The organism is Microbacterium sediminicola, from assembly GCF_039531125.1.
Taxonomy (GTDB): Bacteria; Actinomycetota; Actinomycetes; order Actinomycetales; family Microbacteriaceae; genus Microbacterium; species Microbacterium sediminicola.
Map to the genome: position 1 here is coordinate 202,905 of NZ_BAAAPL010000001.1, position 23,003 is coordinate 225,907.

Below are 23,003 nucleotides of genomic sequence, written 5' to 3' on the forward strand. Positions count from 1 at the left end.
GGAGCTGTTTCGCCCGTTAACTCCTGCGTTGTGCAGATCCGTCAGTCGGCAGAGGGGGCGGGACTGAGGCGCTGTCCTTCTTGCGGGAGCTTGAGCCGATGCTGCGCAGCGTGCGATCGATGGCCGCACCGCGACGAGAGGTCTTCTCCCACTGCGAGAGCGCGACGGCGATGAGCAGCGCCAGGCCGTAGAACAGGTCGTTGACCCAGCGGGGCAGGCCCGCCAGCTGCAGTCCCTTGATGCCGACCGCCAGGACGTACATCGCCACGATCGTTCCCCAGACGTTGAAGCGCCCGCCGCGGAACTGGGTCGACCCCAGGAATACGGCTGTCAGGGCCGGCAGCAGGAAGCTCGGTCCGACGGTCGGATCGCCCGCGTTGATGCGGCTGGTCAGCAGCGCGCCGGCGAGGGCGGCCAGCGCGCCACCGGCGACCAGCGACCAGACCTTGATCTTGTTGACGTTGATGCCCGCGAGGCGTGCGGCGTCGGGATTGAAGCCGACCGCGTACATCCGGCGACCCGCGGGGGTGCGCTCCAGGACGTACCAGGCGACAAGTGCGACCGCAATCAGGATGTACACCGGCAGTGTCACCCCGCCGATCTGCGTCGTCGCCAGCAGGCGGTAGTCGGGACCGAGATCGAGGATCTGCTGGCTTCCCGAGACCCACGCCATTCCGGCCAGCAGAATCGAACTCATACCCAAGGTCGCGATGATGGGTTCGACCTTCAGGATCGTTATCACGAGCGCCGTGATCAATCCGATCAGCGCCCCGGCGAGGATGACGGCCGGCAGCTGGATGATGATCGGCAACTGGGCTTTGGAGAGCAGCCAGGCGGACGTGATCGCGCAGAACCCGACCTGTGCGCCCACGGCGAGGTTCAGGGATCCGGCGATCAGCGGGATGAGCGCCGCGAGGGCTGCCAACCCGGTCAGTGCCTCGGCGTCGAGGAGGGAGCGCCATACGCCGATCTGCAGGAAGCGGTCGGGGATCCACAGCGCGAAGACGGCGAACAGGATGATGAAGATGTACACCGCGCTGATGTTGCGAAACGACAGGCTGTGCAGGATGGCGGCTCGCTGGCTGCTCACGACGGGAACTCCTCGGTGGTGTCGGGGATGGGGCCGGCTGCGGCCGGCGGTGGTGCGGCGATGGGAAGCCCGTAGCCCTCGGCGATGATGCGGTGCTCGGTGAGGTCGTCCCCGCTGAGGATGGCCGCGGCCTCGCCGTCGCGCAGCACCACGACGCGGTGGCACAGAGCTGCCAGCTCCTTCGCGTCCGACGAGCTGACGACGACGCCGGTGCCGCCGTGGGCGCCGGCGCGGATCGCCTGGTAGATGGTGGCCTTGGCGCCGACGTCGACGCCCTGGGTCGGCTCGTCGAGCAGGAGGATCGCGGGCGCGTCACGGAGTGCCCGCGCGATCACGATCTTCTGCTGGTTGCCGCCGCTGAAGAGGCTGATGCGCTGCTCGAGGCGGGGAGGTTTGACGTCGTATTCGGCGAGCAGTGCGCCCCCCTCGGCCCGTTCGCGCTTCGCTGAGATGTTGCCCCACCGCGTCGTGAGGGTGCGCAGCTGCGGCAGCGTGAGATTCTCCCGGGCGGTCATGTCGCGGATCACGCCCAGGCGTGCACGATCGCCGGGGACGAAGGCGATGCCCCGCCGCAGGCTCTCCTGCGGTGTGCGGTTGTCGTACACGTCGCCGTGCAGGCGGAAGTCCTCGCAGTACGAGGGCACTGCGCCGAAGATGAGGCCGGGTACGGCTTCACGGCCGGACCCGAGGACCCCGGCGATGCCGACGATCTCGCCGGGTGCGACATCCAGGTCGAGGCTCTGGACGCTCCCGCCCCCCAGCCTGCGAGCGGTGAGGACTGGCTCCGCCTGTCCGGTGAGAGCGGTGTGGCCGTCGTCGATCGGCGTGAGCTCGGTGCCGGCGATCAGCTCGATGAGTTCGTGATGTGCGAGTGCGTCGACCGCTCTGTCTGCGACCTTCTTGCCATCGCGAAGGACGACCACGCGGTCGGCGAGCTCGAAGACCTCGTCGAGGCGGTGGGAGACGAAGATGACACCGGTTCCCTGCGCGGCGACCTGACGGACGGCGTCGAAGAGAACGTCGACCTCGGAGCGGTGGAGCGACTCCGTCGGCTCGTCGAGGACGAGGACGTTCGACGAATGGGTCCAGCCGTCCAGCGCGCGCGCGATGGCGACGATCGCCCGCTGCGCGGTCGTGAGGTTGCGGACAGGGGTGTGGGTGTCGAAGCGCTGCGCGAAGCGACCGATGAGCTCGTCGGTGTGCGCCCGCTCGGCGCGAGGGTGGGTCGGTGCGATCGAGCGGGAGCCCGTGCCCTTCGCGAGCTCGAGGTTCTCGGCTGCCGACAGTTCGGCGATCAGCCCGAGATCCTGGTGGATGAAGTGCAGCTGCGCCCCTTCCGCCAACGACACCTCGCCCGCGTTGGCGGAGTAGACCCCCGCGAGGATCTTCACGAGGGTCGACTTGCCCGAACCGTTGTGACCGACGACGGCCACGACCTCGCCGGCGCCGACATCCAGGCTCACCTCGTCCAGGGCGGTGAGGGCGGGGAAGACCTTCAGGAGCCCGCGAATGCTCAGGAGGGGCTGCTGCGGTGTCGTGGACATGGGGTCCTCTCGGGAAGGGAGAGGGGTGGAGCCGAGGATCCGGCCCCACCCCAGTGTCGGGATCTGCTTCAGCCGACGAGCCAGTTGGCCGCGAACTGCTCCTGGTAGTCCGGGATCGCGACGTAGCCGCGCACCGGGTCCTCGGGGACGTTGGCCTGGGTGGTCACGCGCGTCAGGTTCGCCGCGCGGGTCTGAGCGTCGGGCCACTCGTAGGCCTGGCCCTGCATCTCGCGCAGGAGCTGGTCGAGCACCGTCCACATCATGAGACCGAGGTCGACCGAGAGGGTGGCGTCTTCTTCACCCGCAGCGATCTGCTCGTAGTTCGGCGGCGCCGTCCACATGCCGATGCCCTTGACGTCGATTCCGGCGAGCGAGAGCTTGGCGGGCAGACCGATCTGGACCTCGTCGACGGCCGCGATGAAGTACTCGGTCTCGGGGTGCGCCTGCAGGTCGCTGACGACACGGTCGGCGGCGGTGGACCCGAGCTCCGCGATCGGGATATCGACGACACGCAGCGTGCAGTCGGGGCACAGCTCGCCGATCTTGTCGGCGGCTCCGGCCTGCTCGTACTCGGAGAAGGGGAATTCCGGAATGTTGTAGAAGACGAACTCGGTGGCTCCGCCGGAGCGCGCGATCGCAGCGGCGCCCAGCGCTTCCCCGTTGGCCGTCATCCAGTCCGGACCGTTGAATGCCTCGGGGAGGCCGTACTCGACGGTGTTCATGACCGATCCGCTTGCGATGGGGATGCCCATCGCATCGAGCTCCTCGATCTGGGACTCGAAGAAGATCGGATCCAGGGTGATGTTGATGATGCCGTCGGGCGCGAGCTCGACCACGGTGTTCATCGCCGAGTTGATGCTCTGCGCATCGCGCCCGACCTCCACCCGCTCGAGGTTCAGGCCGAGCAGTTCGGCGGGCGTCTGAAGGTTCGCCCACATGACCGCGCTGACGGGGGTGCCCACGTCGAGGTAAACGACATGTGTTCCCTCCGCCACGGGCTCGTTCAGCGGCTCGTCGATCAGCAGCTGCTTGTTGCCGTCTCCGTCCCACGGGGCCAGGAATGCCGAGGCCTGAGCGACGGCATCTCCGGCCTCAGCGCTGTCAGCCGTTGTCGGTTCGGTGCTTCCGCCGCTCGTGCAGGCGGTCAGGGTGAGCGCGGCGACCGTCAGGCCTGCCGCAGTCGCGAGGGTGCTCCTATGCATGCTCGCACTTCCTTTCTCGTTGCTGTGGTGTGTTTCAGAAGGGGTACTGCGCGATGTGGGATTGCACCGTGACCCACTGGGTCTCGGTGAAGGCCTCGATGTTGGCTTCGTGCCCGCCGAAGCGGGCGCCCGTGCCCGAACTGCCGACGCCGCCGAAGGGTGCCTGCGGTTCGTCGTCGACCGTCTGGTCGTTGATGTGGATGATGCCGCTGGAGATCTGGTCCGACAGCTCGTACGCCCGGAACGCGTCGTTGGCCAAGATCGCGACCGACAGTCCGTATTCGGACGCATTGACCAGGTCCACGGCCTCGTCGATGTCGTCGAAGCGGAGCACCGGGGCGACGGGCCCGAAGATCTCGTCTGTGAAGGCCCGGTGCTCGGGAGTGACGTCGGCCAGCACCGTCGGCTGATAGAAGAGCTCGTCGTAGGTGCCGCCGGCCAGCAGTGAGGCACCGCCGCCGATGGAGGCCTGCACGATGCTGTCCACGTGCGCGAGCTGGCGCGCATCGATGAGCGGTCCGAGCGGCGCACCCGTGTCGGGGGCGGCCGCCGGAAGCGCGCGTGCCTTGGCCGCGAGGGTCTCGGTGTACTCGTCGTAGATCGAGGAGTGCACCAGGTGACGACCGGTGGTCATGCAGATCTGTCCCTGGTGCAGGAATGAACCCCATGCGCCCGCTGAAGCCGCTGCCGTGACATCCACATCGGGCATGACGATCATGGCGTTGTTGCCGCCGAGCTCGAGATGCGCACGCTTGAGGAGGCGTCCGGCGCGTTCGCCGATCACGCGACCGGCCGCGGTCGAGCCGGTGAAGGAGATCACCGGGACGGCCGGATGCTCGACGAGGGCTTCGGCGGCCGACACCCCGCCGGGGACGACGGAGAAGACGCCCTCGGGGATGCCCGCCTCGCGGAGGACTGCCGCGAGGAACAGACCGCCGGCGACGGCGGTGCGCGGGTCGGGCTTGAGCACGACGGCGTTGCCGAGCGCGAGCGCAGGGAAGACCGAACGCGCGGCGAGGATCGCCGGGAAGTTGAAGGGCGAGATCACCCCCACCACGCCCACGGGGCGGTGTCGCGCGAGGCTCAGCCGGGGGTGCGAGCTCGTCAGGAGCTGCCCGTACGGCATCATCGCCGTGGCGGCCGCATGGTGCAGCTCCCCGTGCACCAGCCCGACCTCGAACGCCGCCTTGCCGGCCGCGGAGCCCGCCTCATCGCGCAGCCACCGCTCGAGCTCGGCCCGGTGCTCCTCAAGGATGCCGGCTGCCGCCCGCATGATCTCCGCCCGCTCGTGCGCGGGGCGTCCCGCCCACGCCCGCTGAGCGGCGTCCGCCCGCTCGATCGCATCGATCATCTCCGCGGGGCTGGCCGAGCCGACGGCAGCGAGCTGCTCTCCGGTGGAGGGGGAGACCACGGGGGCTGTCTGGGTGAAGTGGACCCAGCCGCCCACATAGGCGCGGCCATCCCACTCGGTCTGCGCGAAGAACGTCATCGTCTCTCCTCATCGCGGTCGTCATCGTCGTGCATTACGACGTTCGCAGGCCCCGCGAGCCGTTCATCCGGCGTTTTGTGCGCGGCATCCGGCGTTTTGTGCACTGCGTCCGGTTTTTCCCTTTTCGTCTCAATCGGGCCCGGCTATGCTCGATTTCCACCAGGAGGCGAACGTGGTTGTTCTCGAAGCAGAGAGCGCCGACGGCTGGGAAGCGGTTGTGAGCGGGTGTTTCGTGCCGTTGCGCTGTGCGGGTTTCGAGTCCGCATTCAGCGGGCGGATGGTGCACACGTCGATCGATTCGGGCTTGTCGGTCTCGCAGGTCACGACGTGCGGCACGAGCGCCGAGCGAACGGCCCGCCTTGCGGACCGCGCGGTCAGCGACGACATCCACATCTCGTTGCAGCGGTCGTCGACGGGGCTGGTCTCCCAGGAGGGGCGGGGGACGTCCGTCGGTCCGGGGTCGGTCACGGTGTACGCCACCGACAGACAGTATTTCCTGGACTACTCCGCTCCCGACCAGGAGCAGTTCATCATGCAGGTCTCGCGATCCTCGCTCTCGCTTCCGGTCGGGATGCTCGAGGACGCGATGCAGCGCCTGCGCGTTCCGGGAGGGGTCGGGGCCGCGCCGGTGCGTCGTCTGTTCGCATACGCGACGACGGTGCACACCGACGGGGTGACCGAGTCGAGCGCCGCCACGATGCGAGACCTGACCGAGGTGATGGTCCGAGCGTCCTTCGGGGAGGGGGCGGGCATTCCGCGCACATCGGAGGGATTGAGGTGCGCGGTCCGCGACTACTTCCGCGAGCATGCGAGTGAGTCCGGCATCGACATGGATCAGGTCGCGGGCCTGCACCTCATCTCCCGGCGTCGGCTGTACCAGGTGTTCGAAGAAGTGGGCGAGTCCCCGGCTGCGATCTTGCGGTCCGAGCGCCTCGCGGCGGCGCAGAAGCTGCTGCAGGCTCCCGGTGAGCGCACCATCGAGTCGATCGCGTACGAGTGCGGCTTCCGCGACGTCGGAACGTTCACGCGCGCGTTCTCGCGCACGTACGGGTGCACCCCTCGCGACTATCGAGCCACCCTGGACGTGTCGGACCACCCCCTCGCCGTAGGCGCCTGAGGTGCGTCAGGCCCAGGCGAAGCGGATGAGGTGATTGCGGCTGAGGGGCGCGAGCGGGGTGTGCTCGACATCCTCTTCCCGCAGCCAGCGCAGCTCTTCGATCTCGTTGGTGGATGTCGCGTCGACGCCCTCCACCCGCAGCAGGAACGCGTCCGCGACGACCTGATGATCCGGTTCGTTCGCGGCGACCTCGCTGAAGCGTCCGAGCGGCACGAAGTCGGCGGGGGAGGCGTGGATGCCGGTCTCTTCGGCGACCTCGCGCACGACCGTCTCGAGCGGCGTCTCGCCCGGGTCGGGCTTGCCTCCCGGCTGCTGGAACACGCGCGCGCCGCGCTTTCGCACGACCAGGGCGCGGCCGTCCTCATCGACCACGACGGCGGCGCTCACCCGCACGATGCCGCTCACGAGACGAACACCTTGCCGGGGTTGAGGATGCCGGTGGGGTCGAAGACGCGGGTGATCTGGCGCTGGATCTCCCACTGGTCCTCGCCCAGCTCGTCGGCCAGCCAGCGGCGCTTGAGGACGCCGATGCCGTGTTCTCCGGTGAGGGTGCCGCCCAGGCGCAGAGCCGCCTGGAACAGCTCGTCGGCGGCGCGCCACACGTGATCCGGGACTTCCGTGCCCTCGAACACGAAGTTCGGGTGCAGGTTTCCGTCGCCGGCGTGCGCAACGGTCGGGATGACCAGGTCGTAGTCGCGCTCGATGCGGCTGATCTCGGCGAACATCGCCGCCAGAGCGCTGCGCGGCACCGAGACATCCTCGATGAGGGTGGTGCCGAGCCGCTCCATCGCGGGATGCATCGACCGGCGGATCCGCAGCAGACGCTCTCCCTCTTCCGGGTCGGCCGAGAGGGACACCGCGCCGCCGGTGGCCGCCAGGACCTCGGTGATCGCGGCGGCCTCGGCGGCTGCCGTCGGGCCATCCGTCTGCATCGTCAGCTGCGCGGCACCGGGTGTCGGGGCGGGGAGATCGAGCAGATCGTGGATGGCGGCGAGGGATGCGGCGTCCAGCAGCTCCATGATCGAGGGCTGCAGACCCGCAGCGGTGACGGCGCTGCAGGCGCGCGCCGCGGCGTCGACGTCGGGGAAGGTGGCTGCGATGGTGTGGACGTCGCCCGGAACCAGGCGCCGCAGCTTCAGCGTCGCGCCGACGATCACCCCGAGCGTGCCCTCTGAGCCGATGACGAGGGAGGTGAGGTCGAGGCCGGTGACGCCCTTGACCGTACGGTGTCCGAGGCGCAGCAGGCGCCCGTCGGCCAGCACCAGATCGACGCCCAGTACGGCATCCCGCACGACCCCGTACTTTGCGCACAGCAGCCCGCCGGCGCCGGTGGCGATGTTGCCGCCGACCGAGGCGATCTCGCGGCTGGCGGGGTCCGGTGCCCACCACAGGCCGTGGGGCGCCAGCTGCCGGTTCAGTTCGGCGTTCAGGATGCCGGGCTCGACCACCGCGATGGCGTCATCCGCGCGCACCTCGAGGATGCGGTCCATGCCGCGCACCGAGAGGGCGATCTCCCCGGCGCCGGCGTTCGCGCCGCCGGCCAGCCCCGTCCCGGCCCCGCGGGTGACGACCGGGGTGCCGGTCGCGTGGGCGATGCGCAGGGTCGCCTGCACGTCGGCGACGGAGGCGGCGTGGATGACGGCGAGCGGGCGGCCGGGGGCGGCGTGACCGGACTTGTCCGCGCGCGCGGCGTCGCGGGCGGCATCCGAGACGTCGACGCGGTCGCCGAGGGCGGCGACCAGCTGCGCGACGACATCCACCGTGGCCGCCTGCTCTGTATCCACCATGGCCGCCTGCTCTGTCATGCGAAGCGGCGGCGTCCCGCGAGGACCCCGATGGTCACGGCGACTACGGCGAAGACGAGGCCGACCCAGCCCAGGCCCATGCTCCACCAGGCGATGGTTGCGGACAGGTAGATCAGCAGTTCGATGAGCGCGCGCAGGAACGGGTGGATGACGAACACCGCGCGCGGCGAGACGAAGAACGCCCACATCAGGATCGCGGCCACCGGTGCGGCGATTCCGGCGACGATGTTCCACGGGAACTCCCACGCGGCGAACCCCCAGAACGCCAGCGTGCCGAACGCGAACAGCTCGCACACGAGCGCCAGCACGTCGACCGCGTTCAGGGGAGCGCGGGTTCCGGCGGGCTGCGGGGCGGGTGTGGCGGCGTCGGGCATAGGGAAAGTCTAGTTCGCGCCCCGCGCCGGCCCGACGTCCGCCGGAGTGGCGGGGAGCCCCTCGAACCACACCTGGCGCACCTCGAGGTCCGCGCTGAGCAGCACTGCGTCAGCAGGCGATCCGACGGTGAGCGTGCCGAGGTCGGGACGACCGATCGCGCGGGCGGGGGTCGTTGTGAGCGCCTGCACGGCGGCGGGCAGGTCGACGCCTGCGGACACGACCTGTCGCAGCGCCGCGTCCTGCGTCAGCGTGGAGCCTGCGATCGCCCCACCGTCCCGCAAACGCGCGACGCCGTCGATGACATCCACCGACAGGTCGCCCAGCAGGTAGTGCCCGTCGCCTGCCCCGGCGGCCGCCATCGCGTCGGTCACGAGTGCGACCCTCTCGGGAGCCGCGGCGAACAGGACCCGGATGAGCTCAGGATGCACATGGACGCCGTCGGCGATGACCTCGATCGTGACATCCGGGTCCGCCAGCGCTGCGCCGAGGGGCCCGGGCTCGCGATGGTGGAGGCCGGGCATCGCGTTGAACGCGTGGGTGAGGATCGAGGCCCCGGCATCGAAGGCGGCCGCGGTCGTGCGCAGGTCGGCGTCGGTGTGCCCGACGGCCACGCGGATGCCGGCCTCGGCCAGCGCACGCACGGCGTCGGTGCCGCCCGGAAGTTCGGGGGCGAGCGTGATCTGCCTGATCGTGTCCCCGCCTGCCTCGACCAGTGCGGCGAGCGCATCCGGTGCCGGCTCCGTGAGCGCCCGCGGGTCATGGGCGCCCTTGTGGCCGGGGTCGAGGAAGGGGCCCTCGAGGTGGGAGCCGAGGATGTCGGCATCCGACTCGCTCAACCGTGCGATGCGCGCCACCTGCGCCGCGAGGTTCCCGAGTGGAGCCGAGACCAGCGAGAGCACCTGACGCGTCGTGCCGTGCGCGCGGTGAAGGGTGCGCGCCCGGCGGATGTCGTCGTCATCGCCCTCGAAACTGGCGCTCCCACCGCCGTGGCAGTGGATGTCGACGAAACCAGCGGTGAGGATTGCTCCTTCGCCCGCGATCTCGCGTGCGTCGATGACCTCGGAGGACTCCGAGGATGCCATCCACGAGTCGCCGGTGCCGATCGCGGTCACGGTGCCGTGCGCGAAGCGCACCCAGGTGTCCGGGGTGCTGGTCCCATCGGCGACGAGCCTGGCCGAGTGAATGAGGGTGGCGTCGGGGTGTTCACGCATCGTCGTCCCGCCAATCAACGTCGTCGGAGCGGTGGAACCCGATGCCGTAGGCGTCCCAGAGGGCTGTGAGGCCGCCGAGGCGGACGCGGAACAAGTCCCAGTCGCGCGCGTGCGGCGCTGACCAGGCGGCCTCGGCGGCGGCGGCGATGCGGGGGAACGCCATGCGGTCGATGTCTGCGGCGGTGGCGATCGTCTCGGTCCACAGCGGTGCCTCGACACCGAGGATGGCCTCCTCGGGCAGGCCCGGGATGACACTCCCCGGCTCCCAGGCGTAGGAGCGGTGCAGCGATGTCGGCCCGTTCGCCCAGGTGAGCCCGAGGGGGCAGTCCTCGGCGTCCTTCATGTCGAGGTAGACCGCATCGGCGGGGGAGAGGATGACGCGACCGCCGCGCTCGGCGAACGCGCGGGTCTTGGCATCCATGTCGCCGGTCGGGCTGACGAACCCCCAGTACTGTCCGATCGTGCCGGGGTGCAGGCTCGGCGCGGCGCCGGCCTCGTGCCAGGCGATCGGCGTCTTGCCCGCCGCCGCGACGGCTCGGGTCGCCTGGGCGAGGAAGGCGGCGTAGTCGGCGGCGTCCGTGCCGAGCGCCTCGTCGCCGCCGATGTGGAGGTAGGGCCCGGGTGTCATCGCGGCCAGGTCGGTCACGACATCCGCGACGAAGTCGTCGGTCGCGGGGTCGCCGATCCGCAGCGAGGAGAACCCGACGACGATCCCGGTGTACGGCACGCCCTCCGCAGGCAGCGGGGAGGCGAACGCCGCGGCATCCGCGCGCATCTGGTCGGTCAGCACCGGCGTCTCGACGAGATCGGGGTAGGCGATCCCCGCCGCGTGCGTGTGCCCCGGCATGTCGATCTCGGGGACGACCGTCATGTGCCGGGCGGCGGCGTGGGCAATGATCCGCGCGTAGTCCTCGGCCGAATAGAAGCCGCCGGGGTCGCCCCCGACCGACGAGCTCGCCGCCCGCCGGGTGAGCTCCGGACGGGAGGGGAGGTCGATCCGCCACCCTTGGTCATCGCTCAGGTGCAGGTGCAGGTGATTGAACTTCAGCGCGGCCGCGCGGTCGATGTAGGCGCAGACGGTCTCGACGGGGAAGAAGTGGCGTGCGACATCCAGCATCACGCCGCGGTACGCGAAGCGCGGGGCATCCTCGATGCGTACGGCGGGGATGAGCCATTTGTCGCGGTCGCGGCGAACGAGCTGGATAAGGGTGTGGATGCCGTAGAAGAGCCCCGCCGCGTCGGCGCCCGCGACCGCGACGCCACCCGCGTCTGAGATGAGCGTGTAGGACTCCGGCGCACCGCCGGGTTCGATCCTCAGCTCGATGCCGACGCCCTCGGCGGCGGTCCCCAGGAGCAGGCCCGTGCGGGCCGCGAGGAAGCCGCGGACCGTCTCGACCGCGGCCTCGTCCCCTGTCACGGCGACGCGGCCGTTGAGCGTGAACCCCGGCGCTCCGAGGTGGCGCGCCACGGTCGGGGCGGGCACGAGCGGGAGAGGTTCCCGGCTGTCGACGGTCATCGGCACCTTCAGTAAGGAGTCCTAACAAATTCCTTCGCCCACCTTATCAACGGCGGCATCCCGCGTGGGAGGGGCAGGTCGATCCGGTATGATCGGCATGTCGCGACTGGCGTTGAGGTGGATGACCACCGGGGAGCGACCGACACGGACTCGACCGTACGCCTGGGTCGAGGCGGTAACCCCCGCGACCGTCGTCCCACCCCCGAGTTCCCCGCCCGCTGTCACCAAGGAGCCGAACGCCATGAGCGAACCGTTCTTCAACGCCCCGCTGTCTGAGGTCGATCCCGAGATCGCCGAGATCCTCGACCGTGAGCTGGCGCGTCAGCGCGGATTCCTCGAGATGATCGCATCCGAGAACTTCGTGCCGGTTTCGGTGCTCGAATCTCAGGGTTCGGTGCTCACGAACAAGTACGCGGAAGGGTATCCGGGCAAGCGCTACTACGGCGGCTGCGAAGTGGTCGACGTCGCCGAAGAGCTCGCGATCGCGCGAGCCAAGGCGCTCTTCGGCGCGGAGTACGCGAACGTGCAGCCCCACTCCGGCGCGACCGCGAACGCGGCCGTGCTCCACGCCATCGCGAAGCCCGGCGACACGATCCTCGGTCTCTCGCTCGACCACGGCGGGCACCTCACGCACGGCATGAAGCTCAACTTCTCGGGCCGGCTGTACGACATCGTCGCCTACGGTGTGGATGCCGAGACGAGCCTCGTCGACATGGACGAGGTGCGTCGCCTCGCCCTCGAGCACCGCCCGACCGTCATCATCGCCGGCTGGTCGGCCTATCCCCGCCAGCTCGATTTCGCGGCCTTCCGCGCGATCGCCGACGAGGTCGGCGCGAAGCTCTGGGTCGACATGGCCCACTTTGCCGGGCTCGTGGCCGCGGGCGTGCACCCCTCGCCCGTCCCGCACGCGCACGTCGTCTCCTCGACCGTGCACAAGACGATCGGCGGCCCGCGCTCGGGCTTCATCCTCACCAACGACGAGGCCTTGGCCAAGAAGATCAACTCCGCGGTGTTCCCCGGCCAGCAGGGTGGCCCGCTGATGCACGTCATCGCCGCGAAGGCCACGGCGTTCAAGCTCGCTGCGGCCCCGGAGTTCCGCGAGCGCCAGGAGCGGACTGTCCGCGGCGCCGTGATCCTCGCCGAGCGTTTGGCCCAGCCCGACGTGGTCGAGGCGGGCATCTCGGTGCGCTCGGGCGGCACCGACGTGCACCTCGTCCTCGTGGACCTGCGCAACGCCGAGATCGACGGCAAGCAGGCAGAAGACCTGCTGCACGACATCCACATCACGGTCAACCGCAACTCGGTGCCCAATGACCCGCGTCCGCCGATGACCACCTCGGGTCTGCGCATCGGCACGCCGGCCCTGGCGACCCGCGGCTTCGGGGACGCGGAGTTCACCGAGGTCGCCGACATCATCGCGCTCGCGCTGCTGCCGGAACCGGACGTCGAGGCGCTCCGAGCCCGGGTCGCCGTCCTCGCCGACGCCTTCCCGCTGTATCCGGGGCTCTGAGTCGACGAGGACGCGTGAGCGGGATGGTCCTAGTTTCAGTCATCTGTAAGACTAGGAGCTGTCTGGTATCACGAGTGTCGTACGATACCTATGGACATAGGTGTCTGACGCTCCGAGACGCAGACGTCGTCGGGACGATGAACAGGAGAAGCGCATGACCGCACAGTCGTTGGACGGGATCGCCACGGCAGCCGCCATCAAGGAAGAGCTGCGCGCGCGCGTCGCCGTGCTCGCCGAGAAGGGCATCGTCCCGGGGCTCGGAACGCTGCTGGTCGGCAACGACGGCGCCTCCCGCTCGTATGTCACCGGCAAGCACCGCGACTGCGCCGAGGTGGGCGTGGCATCCATCGCGGTCGAGCTTCCCGAGACCGCGACGCAGGATGAGATCGCTGACGCGGTCCGCGCGCTCAACGACGACCCGGCCGTCACCGGCTTCATCGTGCAGCTGCCGCTGCCCAAGGGCATCGACGAGAACGCGATCATCGAGCTCATCGACCCGAACAAGGATGCCGACGGTCTGCATCCGACGAACCTCGGCCGTCTCGTGCTCGGCGTCGACCCGAAGACCGCGATCCCCGCGCCGCTTCCCTGCACGCCCAACGGCGTCATCGAACTGCTGCTGCGCCACGGAGTCGAGATCGCCGGTAAGCATGTCACCGTCATCGGTCGCGGCATAACGGTCGGTCGCCCTCTTGGGCTGCTCCTGACCCGCAAGGGTACGAATGCCACCGTGTCGCTCACGCACTCGCGCACCGTGGATCTTGCAGCCGAGGTGCGCCGCGCCGACATCGTCGTCGCGGCCGTCGGGCAGCCCCACCTCGTCAAGCCCGAGTGGATCAAGCCGGGCGCCGCGGTGCTGGACGTGGGTGTGACCCGCGTCGGCACGACCGAATCCGGCCGTGCCAAGCTCTCGGGCGACGTCGATCCGGCCGTCGCCGAGGTCGCCGGCTGGCTCTCGCCGAACCCCGGGGGAGTGGGCCCGATGACCCGCGCCATGCTGGTGGCCAACGTCGTGGAGACCGCCGAGCGCCTCGCCGGCTGAGGCTCGCACGCTTCAGACTCATCGCCGCGCAGCGCTGTCTCTCCGGTGCAATCTCCCGGATGGGGCAGCGCGGTGGACCGGCGTAACCTGAGAACGGTACGGCGGCGCGCCGAGTTGAGGTGCGTCGGCGCTGAACGCAGCGAAAGGAGAGGCTGATGGTCGATCCACGCGAACGCGATCTTCTGGCAACAGTCCCCGACGGGCTTTTCATCGGCGGCGAGTGGGTCGCCGCCGACAGCGGGCGCACGCTGACCGTCCAAGACCCCGCGACGGGGGACGTGGTCAAGACGATCGCTGATGCGAGCCCGGCCGACGGCATCGCTGCCCTGGATGCCGCCGCCGAGGCGTTTCCGTCGTGGGCGGCGACCCCCGCGCGTTCACGAGCGGAGATCCTGCGACGTGCGTTCGATCTGCTGACCGCACGGGCCGAGGACTTCGCGCTGCTGATGACCCTGGAGATGGGAAAACCCCTCGCGGAGTCGCGCGGTGAGGTCGTCTACGGTGGTGAGTTTCTGCGCTGGTTCAGCGAGGAGGCGGCACGAGTCACCGGCAGATACGCTCCCACCCCCGAAGGGAAAGGGCGCATGATCGTCAGCCAGCACCCGGTGGGACCGTGCTTCCTGGTGACACCCTGGAACTTCCCGCTGGCAATGGCGACCCGCAAGATCGCACCGGCGCTGGCCGCCGGGTGCACGGTGGTGATCAAGCCGGCAGCTCTCACGCCGTTGACGACCCTCCTCTTCGCGAAGCTGCTGCAGGAGGCGGGAGTCCCGGCGGGCGTCGTCAACGTCATCACCACATCGGCCTCGGGCGCGGTCTCCGAGCCGATCATCCGCGATCCACGGTTGCGCAAGCTCTCGTTCACGGGCTCGACCGGTGTCGGGCAGCGGCTCATGGAGCAGGCGGCGCAGGGCGTTCTTCGCACCTCGATGGAGCTCGGCGGCAACGCGCCGTTCGTGATCTTCGAGGATGCCGACCTCGACAAGGCCGTCGACGGGGCGATCGCCGCGAAGTTCCGCAACATCGGCCAGGCCTGCACCGCGGCCAACCGCTTCATCGTGCACCGCCGCGTCGTCGAGGAGTTCACGCGGCGGGTCACCGAGCGGGTCGCTGAGATGAAGGTGGGGCGCGGAACCGAGGAGGGCGTGGCCATCGGTCCGCTCATCGATGACCGCGCGGTGGCGAAGGCATCCTCGCTCGTCGCCGATGCCGTCGCCCGCGGTGCGCAGGTCACGACCGGCGGTGAGGCGCTCGCGGGATCCGGAACGTTCTACCTCCCTACGGTGATCTCGGATGTCGCTGCCGGAAGTGACATCCTGCGCGAGGAGATCTTCGGTCCGGTCCTCGCGATCGTGCCGTTTGATGACGAGGACGAGGCGGTGCGGCTGGCCAACGACACCGAGTACGGTCTGGTCTCCTACGTCTACACCGAGAACCTCGCTCGGGGGCAGCGCATGATCGAGCGGCTCGAGACCGGGATGATGGGCCTGAACATGGGGGTCGTCTCCAACGCCGCGGCACCGTTCGGTGGCTGGAAGATGTCGGGTCTGGGCCGTGAGGGCGGCGCGGAAGGCATCCACGAGTACCTGCAGACCAAGTACACGCTCACGCCTGACCCCTTTGCCGGCTGACCCCCTTTGCCGACTGACCCGCGCGCGGTCTGTCACAATGGCGCCGTGAGTGAGCGCCCGGACCCCCGCGTGCGTCGCCGACGCGTCGTCGCCCTTTTCGGTTCGATCATCGCGGTGGTGCTGGTCTATCTCACGGTGGTCATCGCGTACGGCCTCAGCGGCGATGTCGATACGGCGGGCTCGACCGGCGACGCCGGGCCCGGGGACGTCATTCTCGAGCTCACGCCCACCGATGTCGATGCGGCAGGAAACCGGCTCTCCGTCCGCATCGAGCCGACAGATCTCGGTTCGTACTCCAGTGACCGCATTACCCCGGACGAGACGCTGCATCTGTTCGTGACCAACACCGACGGCCCGCGCACGATCGAGTGGGCGGCGGACGAGGTCGCTGCGCCGGCCACGACCGTGCTGGTCACGGATGGATACGTCGAACAATGGCCGTTCGACCGTTATACGACCGAGTCGGTCATCGTTCCGGTGCGGGTGGATGCCGACGGTGAGGCCGTGCCGATCTCGTACCAGCTCTCTGCCGATGGGCGTGTCCCGGGATGGGCGATCACCGCACGCGGAGACGTCGTCAACACCGTTGATACCGCGGACGGGCCCGTCGATCTGATCGGGGTCACCTTCACGGCGACGCGGGCCCCCTCGACGATTGCGTTCGGCATCGTGCTGCTGACCCTCATGGTCGTCATGCCCGTTCTGGTGCTGACGGCGGCATTCACGGTGCTGCGCGGCAAGCGCAAGATCGAGGTCACGATGCTGGGCTGGATCGGCGCGATGCTGTTCGCCACGATCCCGCTGCGCAATTTCCTGCCCGGCTCCCCGCCGATCGGATCGTGGGTCGACTACCTGATCGTGCTGTGGGTCATCGCGGGCCTGGTCGCGGGTCTCGTCGTCTTCGTCGTCGCGTGGCTGCGGGACGGGCCCGCGGGCGTCGCGGCGGCAGACGTCGAGCCGAGCGAGAGCCCCTCGACGGACTAGCTGTCGGCGTGACGCTCGAGGAAGGCATACACCTCAGCGTCATCCACCCCGGGGAAGTTTCCGCGCGGGAGCGGGGTGAACATCTGCATGTGCACCCGGGCGCTCGGCCAGGACTTGCCCTCCCACCGCTCGGTGAGTTCGGTCGCCGGCCGCCTGCAGCACGCTTCATCGGGGCAGGTTGATACCGCGCGCTTGGAGGTTTCGCGCCCGCGGAACCACTTCGCATCGTCGAAGGGGACGCCGACCGTGATCGAGAAGGCGCCTTCCGGGACGGTTCCGGTCTGCGTCGCGCACCAGAACGTGCCGGCGGGGGTATCGGTGTACTGGTAGTGCTCGGTCGTGCGGTTCTGCTCCGAGAATGCGGCGCGGGCCGCCCACTTGCGGCAGGCGATCTGCCCGTCGATGGCGCCGGTGACGTCCATCGGCAGCGGGAGATCGTCGTTCTCGTACACGCGCTGGATGGCGCCCGTCTCGCTCACCCGCAGGAAGTGCAGGCGGATGCCGAAGTGGTTCGTCATGAGATTGGTCATCCGCATGCCCGCGGCCTCGTGGGTGACGCCGAACGCGTCGCGGAAGTCCTCGACGGCGAGATTGCGGTCCTTCTTGGCCTGCTGCAGGAAGGCGACGGAGTTCGTCTCGGGCATGAGGCAGCACGCGGCGAAGTAGTTGATCTCGAGGCGCTGCTGCAGGAAGTCGGCGTAGTCGGTGGGCCGCTGGTGACCGAGCAGACGGTGTGCCATCGCCTGCAGGGCCATGGACCGCAGGCCGTGTCCGCCGGGGATCGACGCCGGTGGCAGATAGATGCGCCCGTTCTCGAGATCGGTGACAGATCTCGTCGACGAGGGCAGGTCGTTGACGTAGATCAGCTCGAATCCGAGCCGCTCCGCCATGATGCTGACCGTGCGGTGGGTGAGGGCGCCCGACACATGCCCCGCCGCGGCGAGCTGCTTCTCGGCGAGCTTCTCGATCTCGGGGAAGTAGTTGTCACGCTCGCGCAGGCTCAGCCGCTGCTCGGTGTTGGCACGCCGCGCCTCCTCGGGTGTGGCGATGGCCTCACGCTCGCGCCGCTGCAGCTCGCGGTGCAGACCCAGCACGCTCTCGATCGTCTCGTCGCTCATCCCCTTGGTCACCCGCACCGGCGAGATCCCGAGCTGCCGGAACACCGGGCTCGCCTGGGCGCGGTCGAGCTCGATCTCGAGGGCTGCACGGCGGTTGGGAGGCTCGGGGGTGAGGAGCTCGGCGACATCCACATCGGTCGCCTGCGCGATCGCCTGCAGCAGCGAGAGCTTGGGTTCGCGCTTGCCGTTCTCAATGAGGCTCAGCTGGCTGCCGGCGACGCCGACGCGCGCGCCGAGCTCGTCGAGGGTCAGGCCGTGCGAGACCCGCTGATGGCGGATGCGGTGCCCCAGTGTGGCGAGTTCCAAGGAGGTGGTCGGCATTCTTTAATGCTAGCGAAAGATTCGCATTTCTTGCGGCCAGCAGCACGGGAAAGCCTGGCGAAAGTGGCCGCAAAGTAGGAAAGAACCCCTTACCGAACCCCACAGGAGCGACAATGGCCATCGCCGACATCACCCGCCCGACGACTTCCACACCGAAGCCCGCGGCGAGCTATGGCGACATGCCTGCGGTCGCCGGCCCGGGAATGGAGGCGCTCACGGCCTGGGTCGAGGAGATCGCCGCTCTGACCCAGCCCGCCCGCATCCACTGGGTCGACGGTTCGCGTGCCGAGAACGACGCGCTGCTGCGTGAGCAGGTGGAAGAGGGCAAGCTGATCAAACTCAACCCCGAGTGGCGTCCGGGCTCCTACCTCGCCCGTTCGCACCCGAGTGACGTGGCTCGTACCGAAGCGCGCACGTTCATCGCGTCGGACCGTGAGGCCGATGCCGGGCCGACCAACAACTGGGTCGCGCCGGACGAGATCCGCGCGACGATCACCCCACTGTTCGAGGGATCGATGCGCGGGCGCACGATGTACGTCGTCCCGTTCTCGATGGGCCCGGTCGGCGGGCCGCTCTCCCACATCGGGGTGCAGGTCACCGACAGCGCGTACGCCGTCACCTCGATCGAGATCATGACGCGCGTGGGCATCGACGTGCTCCGTGAGATCGCCCAGGGCTCGCCGTGGGTCAAGACCGTCCACTCGGTCGGTGCGCCGCTCGCGCCGGGTGAGAAGGACGTTGCGTGGCCGTGCAACGACGAGAAGTACATCGTCCACTTCCCCGAGACCCTCGAGGTGTGGTCGTTCGGCTCCGGCTACGGTGGCAACGCCATCCTCGCCAAGAAGTGCTTCGCGCTCCGCATCGCCTCTGTGATCGGGCGCGACGAGGGATGGCTCGCCGAGCACATGCTGTTGATCCGCGTCATCAGCCCCGAGGGAAAGAAGTACCACCTCGCCGCCGCGTTCCCCTCGGCCTGCGGCAAGACCAACCTCGCCATGCTGCGTCCCACCATTCCCGGGTGGCGCGTCGAGACCCTCGGCGACGACATCGCGTGGCTGCGCCCCGGTGAGGACGGGCGTCTGTGGGCGATCAACCCTGAAGCCGGATTCTTCGGCGTCGCGCCCGGCACGGGCGAGTCGACCAACGTCACCGCCGTCGAGACCCTGTGGGGCAACACGATCTTCACGAACGTGGCGCTCCGCCCCGACGGTGACGTCTGGTGGGAGGGGTTGACCGACGAGCCGCCGGCAGAGCTCATCGACTGGGAGGGCAACCCCTGGACTCCCGGCTCCGGCCGCCCCGCCGCGCACCCGAACTCCCGCTTCACGGTGAGCGCAGCGCAGTGCCCCCAGATCGCGCCGGACTGGGATGCCCGCGACGGAGTTCCCGTCGACGCGATCCTCTTCGGCGGGCGCCGGGCCACCAACGTCCCGCTCGTCGTGGAAGCCACCGACTGGGCACACGGCGTGTTCCTGGGGTCGACGATCTCCTCAGAGCGCACCGCCGCTGCCGAGGGCACGGTCGGCGAGCTGCGCCGCGACCCCTTCGCCATGCTGCCGTTCTGCGGCTACAACATGGCCGACTACTTCGGGCACTGGCTCAAGGTCGGGCAGAAGCTCCGCTTCGACCGTGCGCCGCGCATCTTCCAGGTCAACTGGTTCCGCAAGGGTCCCGACGGCCGCTTCCTGTGGCCGGGCTTCGGCGACAACTCGCGTGTCATCGAGTGGATCGCGCGTCGTATCGAGAACGAGGTCGGCGCTGTCGACAGCCCGATCGGTCGCCTCCCGAAGATCGAGGACCTCAACCTCGATGGCATCGACGTGCCCGCTGAGGACCTCGCGGAGCTGTTCGCGATCGACCCCGCATCATGGGCGCGGGAGGCGGACCTCACCGAAGAGTTCTTCGACACCTTCGACGGTCGCGTCCCCGCCCAGCTCGGCGCCGAGCTCTCGGCCCTCCGCTACCGCCTCACGTCCGCCTGACGCGACGGCATCCACAGCCAACCCTTTCGCCGAACCCACACGTTGATTGCGAACCCACACCTTCCCGACGCCAGGAACGTGTGGGTTCGCAATGTACGTGTGGGTTCGCCGGGAGGATGAGCCTCGTCAGACGAGGAGCTGGTGGCGGGCGAGGTCGCGGTAGAGAGGCGTCGATTCGACGAGCTCGGAGTGGGTGCCCTGGCCGATGACCTCGCCATGGTCCATGACGATGATCAGGTCGCTGTCGACGACGGTCGACAGGCGGTGAGCGATCACGATGAGCGTGCGCCCGGCGGCGACCGCGTCGATCGCGTCACGCATCCGCTGCTCGTTGAGGCCGTCCAGGGATGAGGTGGACTCGTCCAGCAGCAGGATCGGAGGGGCGGCCAGCAGCGCACGTGCGATCGCGAGGCGCTGGCGCTCACCGCCCGAGAGCATGACGCCCGCCTCGCCGACAGGAGCCTCGAGTCCCAGGGGGCTGCGCGCGAGCACCTCGTCGAGGTTGACGGCGTGCAGCACCCGCTCGCAGTCCTCCTCCGTGGCGTCGGGGGAGGCCAAGCGCAGGTTCTGCGCGATGGTGCCGGCCAGCGTCGGGGCATCCTGTTCGACGTAGCCGAGCTGCGCGCGCAGCCCGTCGCGATCGAGGGTGCGGATATCGCGCCCTCCGAGCAGGATGCCGCCCCCGGTCGGATCGTAGAAGCGCTCGATGAGTGTGAGCGTCGTGCTCTTACCGGCGCCTGAGGGTCCGACGATCGCGACGCGGGATCCGCGCGGCACCGAGAACGACACACCGCGCAGCACCTCATCCGCCTGGGCTACGCTCGCGCCGGATGCATCGCCCGGGAGCGCGATGGTCGAGGTGTCGACGTGCGCCCCCTCGAGCACCGCCCGTGCCTCCGCCTCAGCCTTCTGCCGCGCCGCGATGACGGCGGCCGGGTACCGGAACCGCACGTCGCGGAACTCGATCGCCGGCACCTGCGCCCCCGCGGGCGCCGTCGTGGCGATGGATGCCGCGATCGCGGCGTCCTCGGCGGCCTCGGTGGGCAGGTCGAGGATTTCCTGGATGCGGCCGAGCGCGCCGAGGGCTTGGTTGACCGAGGTGATCGCGCCGAAGAAGGTGCCGAGCGGCACCACGAGGAGGAACAAGAACATGACGAAGGTGACCAGGCTCGCCACCTCGATCGCGCCGGACGCAACGCGGAAGCCTCCCAGGCCCAGCACGACGAGCAGTGACACCTGCAGCGCGATACCGGCGACCGGGACGACCAGCGCCGACACCTTCGCGATCCGCACGCCGACCCCGTAGGCCTCGGTTGCGACGCCCGTGATCTCGTCGGTCTCGCGATCGGTGGCACCCGAGGCGCGGACGGTGCGCACGGAGCCGACCGCGCGTTCGACGGCGGAGGCCAGCTCGCCGACCTTCTCCTGCTGCTCGCTCGTCGCGCGTCGGATCCGACCGCTGAGGAATCCGACCACCACGACGGACAGCCCGATCACGATCACGATCGCCAGCAGCAGAAGCGGGTCGATCAGTGCCATCGCGATCAGCGCGCCGAGGAAGATGAGGGAGTTGCCCACGGCATCCGCGAGCCCCTGTGTGAGCACCGCGTACAGCAGTGTGGTGTCCGTGCCGACCCGGGACACGAGATCGCCGGTGCGTCGGGCGTCGAACTCGCTGATCGGCAGATGCAGGATGCGGGCGATCAGGCTGCGCCGACTGGAATAGACGACTGCGGTGCCGGTGCGCTGCAGCAGGTAGTGCTGGAAGCCTGAGATGAGGGAGGCCACGACCACGAGCGCGACGATCGCCCACACCAGCAGTCCCAGCGCATCTCCCTCCTGCACGCGGGTGATGACCTGCCCGACCAGCAGCGGCTGACCGAGAGTGGCGGCGGCGCCGACGACGCTCAGCGCGGCGACGATCGCCAGCACTCCGCGGTGCTCGAGGAGGAAGGGGAGGAGCTGGCGGAACGTCGCGCGCGGACCCTCGTCCTTGCGGCGACGCCCGGGACGTCGGGAAGTGTCTGACATCGGTACCTCGATCACAGGAAGTGGGCGCCTACGACGCTACCTCCCCCGCGAGGGGTCACAAATTGCCGCCTCCCAGCGCTGCGAAACAGCGTGTTGTGACCCCTCGCGTGAGAGTTGTCGCGTCGGCTGCCTCAGCTGACGCGGTCGTCCCCGGCGACGATCCGGTCGAGCCAGGCGATCGTGCCCTCGGTCATTTCGGCGGGCACGTCGATGCTGCGCAGGTACTCGCGCACATCCTTCATCTCGTGGCTGCGACGCACGGCGTGCAGGCGAGTCCCCGTGATCAGCCGCTCGACCAGCGTCTCGCCCTCGGGCCCGAACTCGCCCGCCATCTGCTCCAGCATCCAGTCGTGGGCGCCGAGCGCCTCGGCAGCCCGCAGACTCTCGAAGACGAGGCTGCCCAGTCCCTTGAGGAACACGCTGCGCGTGAGTTTCAGGCTGGCGGCGTCGCCGGGCTGCGTGCCGACGACGGAAATGGGAACCTCGAGCGCGGTGAACAGACGTGAGACCTCCGCCGCGCCCGGGCCGCTCGTGAGCAGTTGTGTCATGATGCCGTGCCGCAGGATCGGCGCCATGATCGCGACGTCTGCGCACGGGACGCCGGCCCGCGCCATCCGGGAGGTGACGTGCTGTTTGAGTTCTCGCGAGCCGGTGTTCATGTCGGCGAACACGGCGCCCTGACATACGTCGGCGACCTCGTCGGCGACGTCGGCGGCGTTCGCGGCGCACACGAGGCTCAGCACGAGGTCTGCGCCGCGAGCGGCCGAGACGGCATCGGGGGCGCACCCGACGTCGTCCAGTTCGAAGGCGCGGTCGTAGCCGATGACGTCGGCGCCGCGGTCGCGGAGCCCGCGCGCATAGGTCGATCCCGCCTCGCCGAGTCCGATCACCGCCACTCTCATCAGCGGACTCCCGTGATCGAGCCCTGGAGCACCGTCAGCTGGAGACGAAATTGTCGCGAATCCGGGCGACAGTTCTGTTCGTGGGATATTCTGCGAGGTGACGACACGCGCGCCCGACGCGCATCTGGGAGGC

Annotated in this window: 18 protein-coding genes and 1 riboswitch; of the genes, 6 read left to right on the top strand and 12 right to left on the bottom strand. The window is 69.3% G+C overall.

The features are described 5' to 3' along the window. Positions 1-16: 16 nt before the first annotated feature. From ABD206_RS00845 to ABD206_RS00860, 4 genes are all read right to left on the bottom strand, one after another. Positions 17-1,090 (bottom strand): ABC transporter permease, encoded by a 1,074-nt coding sequence (locus ABD206_RS00845; RefSeq protein WP_344067908.1) that lies wholly within the window; start codon positions 1,088-1,090, stop codon positions 17-19. After that, positions 1,087-2,634: a sugar ABC transporter ATP-binding protein gene (locus tag ABD206_RS00850; protein WP_344067910.1), complete on the bottom strand. Its 1,548-nt coding sequence runs from the start codon at positions 2,632-2,634 to the stop codon at positions 1,087-1,089. Before ABD206_RS00850 ends, ABD206_RS00845 begins: the two co-directional genes overlap by 4 nt. A gap of 68 nt (positions 2,635-2,702) precedes the next feature. After that, positions 2,703-3,836, bottom strand: coding sequence for a sugar ABC transporter substrate-binding protein (locus ABD206_RS00855; protein ID WP_344067912.1), 1,134 nt, complete (start codon positions 3,834-3,836; stop codon positions 2,703-2,705). Between the two features lie 34 nt (positions 3,837-3,870). Beyond that, complete coding sequence (locus ABD206_RS00860; protein ID WP_344067914.1) at positions 3,871-5,325, bottom strand: aldehyde dehydrogenase family protein; 1,455 nt, start codon at positions 5,323-5,325, stop codon at positions 3,871-3,873. Positions 5,326-5,497: 172 nt separating this feature from the next. Here ABD206_RS00860 and ABD206_RS00865 point away from each other — a divergent pair, with 172 nt between their 5' ends. Further along, the gene (locus tag ABD206_RS00865) at positions 5,498-6,442 is read left to right on the top strand and encodes an AraC family transcriptional regulator (protein WP_344067916.1); all 945 of its coding nucleotides are present in this window, start codon (positions 5,498-5,500) and stop codon (positions 6,440-6,442) included. A gap of 6 nt (positions 6,443-6,448) precedes the next feature. Here the strand turns inward: ABD206_RS00865 and ABD206_RS00870 are convergent, their stop codons facing one another. From ABD206_RS00870 to ABD206_RS00890, 5 genes are read right to left on the bottom strand one after another with little or no spacing between them, the layout of a single operon-like run. Further along, the gene (locus ABD206_RS00870) at positions 6,449-6,847 is read right to left on the bottom strand and encodes an NUDIX hydrolase (protein ID WP_344067918.1); all 399 of its coding nucleotides are present in this window, start codon (positions 6,845-6,847) and stop codon (positions 6,449-6,451) included. Beyond that, complete coding sequence (locus ABD206_RS00875; protein ID WP_344067920.1) at positions 6,844-8,229, bottom strand: FAD-binding oxidoreductase; 1,386 nt, start codon at positions 8,227-8,229, stop codon at positions 6,844-6,846. The genes ABD206_RS00870 and ABD206_RS00875 overlap by 4 nt, the downstream gene beginning before the upstream one ends. 14 nt (positions 8,230-8,243) lie before the next feature. Then, positions 8,244-8,621, bottom strand: a complete 378-nt coding sequence (locus tag ABD206_RS00880; RefSeq protein WP_344067922.1) for a YrdB family protein — start codon at positions 8,619-8,621, stop codon at positions 8,244-8,246. A 9-nt stretch (positions 8,622-8,630) separates the two neighbouring features. Then, positions 8,631-9,833 carry an N-acetylglucosamine-6-phosphate deacetylase gene (gene nagA / locus ABD206_RS00885; RefSeq protein ID WP_344067924.1) on the bottom strand — a complete coding sequence of 401 codons (1,203 nt, stop codon included), beginning with the start codon at positions 9,831-9,833 and terminating at the stop codon, positions 8,631-8,633. Continuing rightward, positions 9,826-11,349: a family 20 glycosylhydrolase gene (locus tag ABD206_RS00890; RefSeq protein WP_344067926.1), complete on the bottom strand. Its 1,524-nt coding sequence runs from the start codon at positions 11,347-11,349 to the stop codon at positions 9,826-9,828. The genes nagA and ABD206_RS00890 overlap by 8 nt, the downstream gene beginning before the upstream one ends. A gap of 92 nt (positions 11,350-11,441) precedes the next feature. Continuing rightward, a riboswitch (ZMP/ZTP riboswitch) is annotated at positions 11,442-11,524 on the top strand. A gap of 66 nt (positions 11,525-11,590) precedes the next feature. Here ABD206_RS00890 and glyA point away from each other — a divergent pair. The 4 genes from glyA to ABD206_RS00910 all read left to right on the top strand — a co-directional run bounded on the left by glyA (position 11,591) and on the right by ABD206_RS00910 (position 16,516). Further along, the gene (glyA, locus tag ABD206_RS00895) at positions 11,591-12,859 is read left to right on the top strand and encodes a serine hydroxymethyltransferase (RefSeq protein WP_344067928.1); all 1,269 of its coding nucleotides are present in this window, start codon (positions 11,591-11,593) and stop codon (positions 12,857-12,859) included. A 154-nt stretch (positions 12,860-13,013) separates the two neighbouring features. Next, on the top strand, positions 13,014-13,901 hold the full coding sequence (locus tag ABD206_RS00900) for a bifunctional methylenetetrahydrofolate dehydrogenase/methenyltetrahydrofolate cyclohydrolase (RefSeq protein WP_344067930.1): 888 nt from the start codon (positions 13,014-13,016) through the stop codon (positions 13,899-13,901). Between the two features lie 155 nt (positions 13,902-14,056). Then, the gene (locus ABD206_RS00905) at positions 14,057-15,532 is read left to right on the top strand and encodes an NAD-dependent succinate-semialdehyde dehydrogenase (RefSeq protein WP_344067932.1); all 1,476 of its coding nucleotides are present in this window, start codon (positions 14,057-14,059) and stop codon (positions 15,530-15,532) included. A gap of 45 nt (positions 15,533-15,577) precedes the next feature. After that, positions 15,578-16,516 carry a DUF4436 family protein gene (locus tag ABD206_RS00910; RefSeq protein ID WP_344067934.1) on the top strand — a complete coding sequence of 313 codons (939 nt, stop codon included), beginning with the start codon at positions 15,578-15,580 and terminating at the stop codon, positions 16,514-16,516. Here ABD206_RS00910 and ABD206_RS00915 read toward each other — a convergent pair. Further along, on the bottom strand, positions 16,513-17,955 hold the full coding sequence (locus tag ABD206_RS00915) for a helix-turn-helix domain-containing protein (protein WP_344067936.1): 1,443 nt from the start codon (positions 17,953-17,955) through the stop codon (positions 16,513-16,515). The two genes, ABD206_RS00910 and ABD206_RS00915, sit on opposite strands and share 4 nt — an antisense overlap. A 113-nt stretch (positions 17,956-18,068) precedes the next feature. Between ABD206_RS00915 and ABD206_RS00920 the strand changes: the two genes are divergently transcribed. After that, positions 18,069-19,937: a phosphoenolpyruvate carboxykinase (GTP) gene (locus tag ABD206_RS00920; protein WP_344067938.1), complete on the top strand. Its 1,869-nt coding sequence runs from the start codon at positions 18,069-18,071 to the stop codon at positions 19,935-19,937. A gap of 126 nt (positions 19,938-20,063) precedes the next feature. Here ABD206_RS00920 and ABD206_RS00925 read toward each other — a convergent pair whose 3' ends face one another. Continuing rightward, positions 20,064-21,968, bottom strand: a complete 1,905-nt coding sequence (locus tag ABD206_RS00925) for an ABC transporter ATP-binding protein (RefSeq protein ID WP_344067940.1) — start codon at positions 21,966-21,968, stop codon at positions 20,064-20,066. 131 nt (positions 21,969-22,099) lie between these two features. Then, positions 22,100-22,870, bottom strand: a complete 771-nt coding sequence (locus ABD206_RS00930; protein ID WP_344067942.1) for an NAD(P)-dependent oxidoreductase — start codon at positions 22,868-22,870, stop codon at positions 22,100-22,102. Between the last annotated feature and the right edge of the window lie 133 nt (positions 22,871-23,003).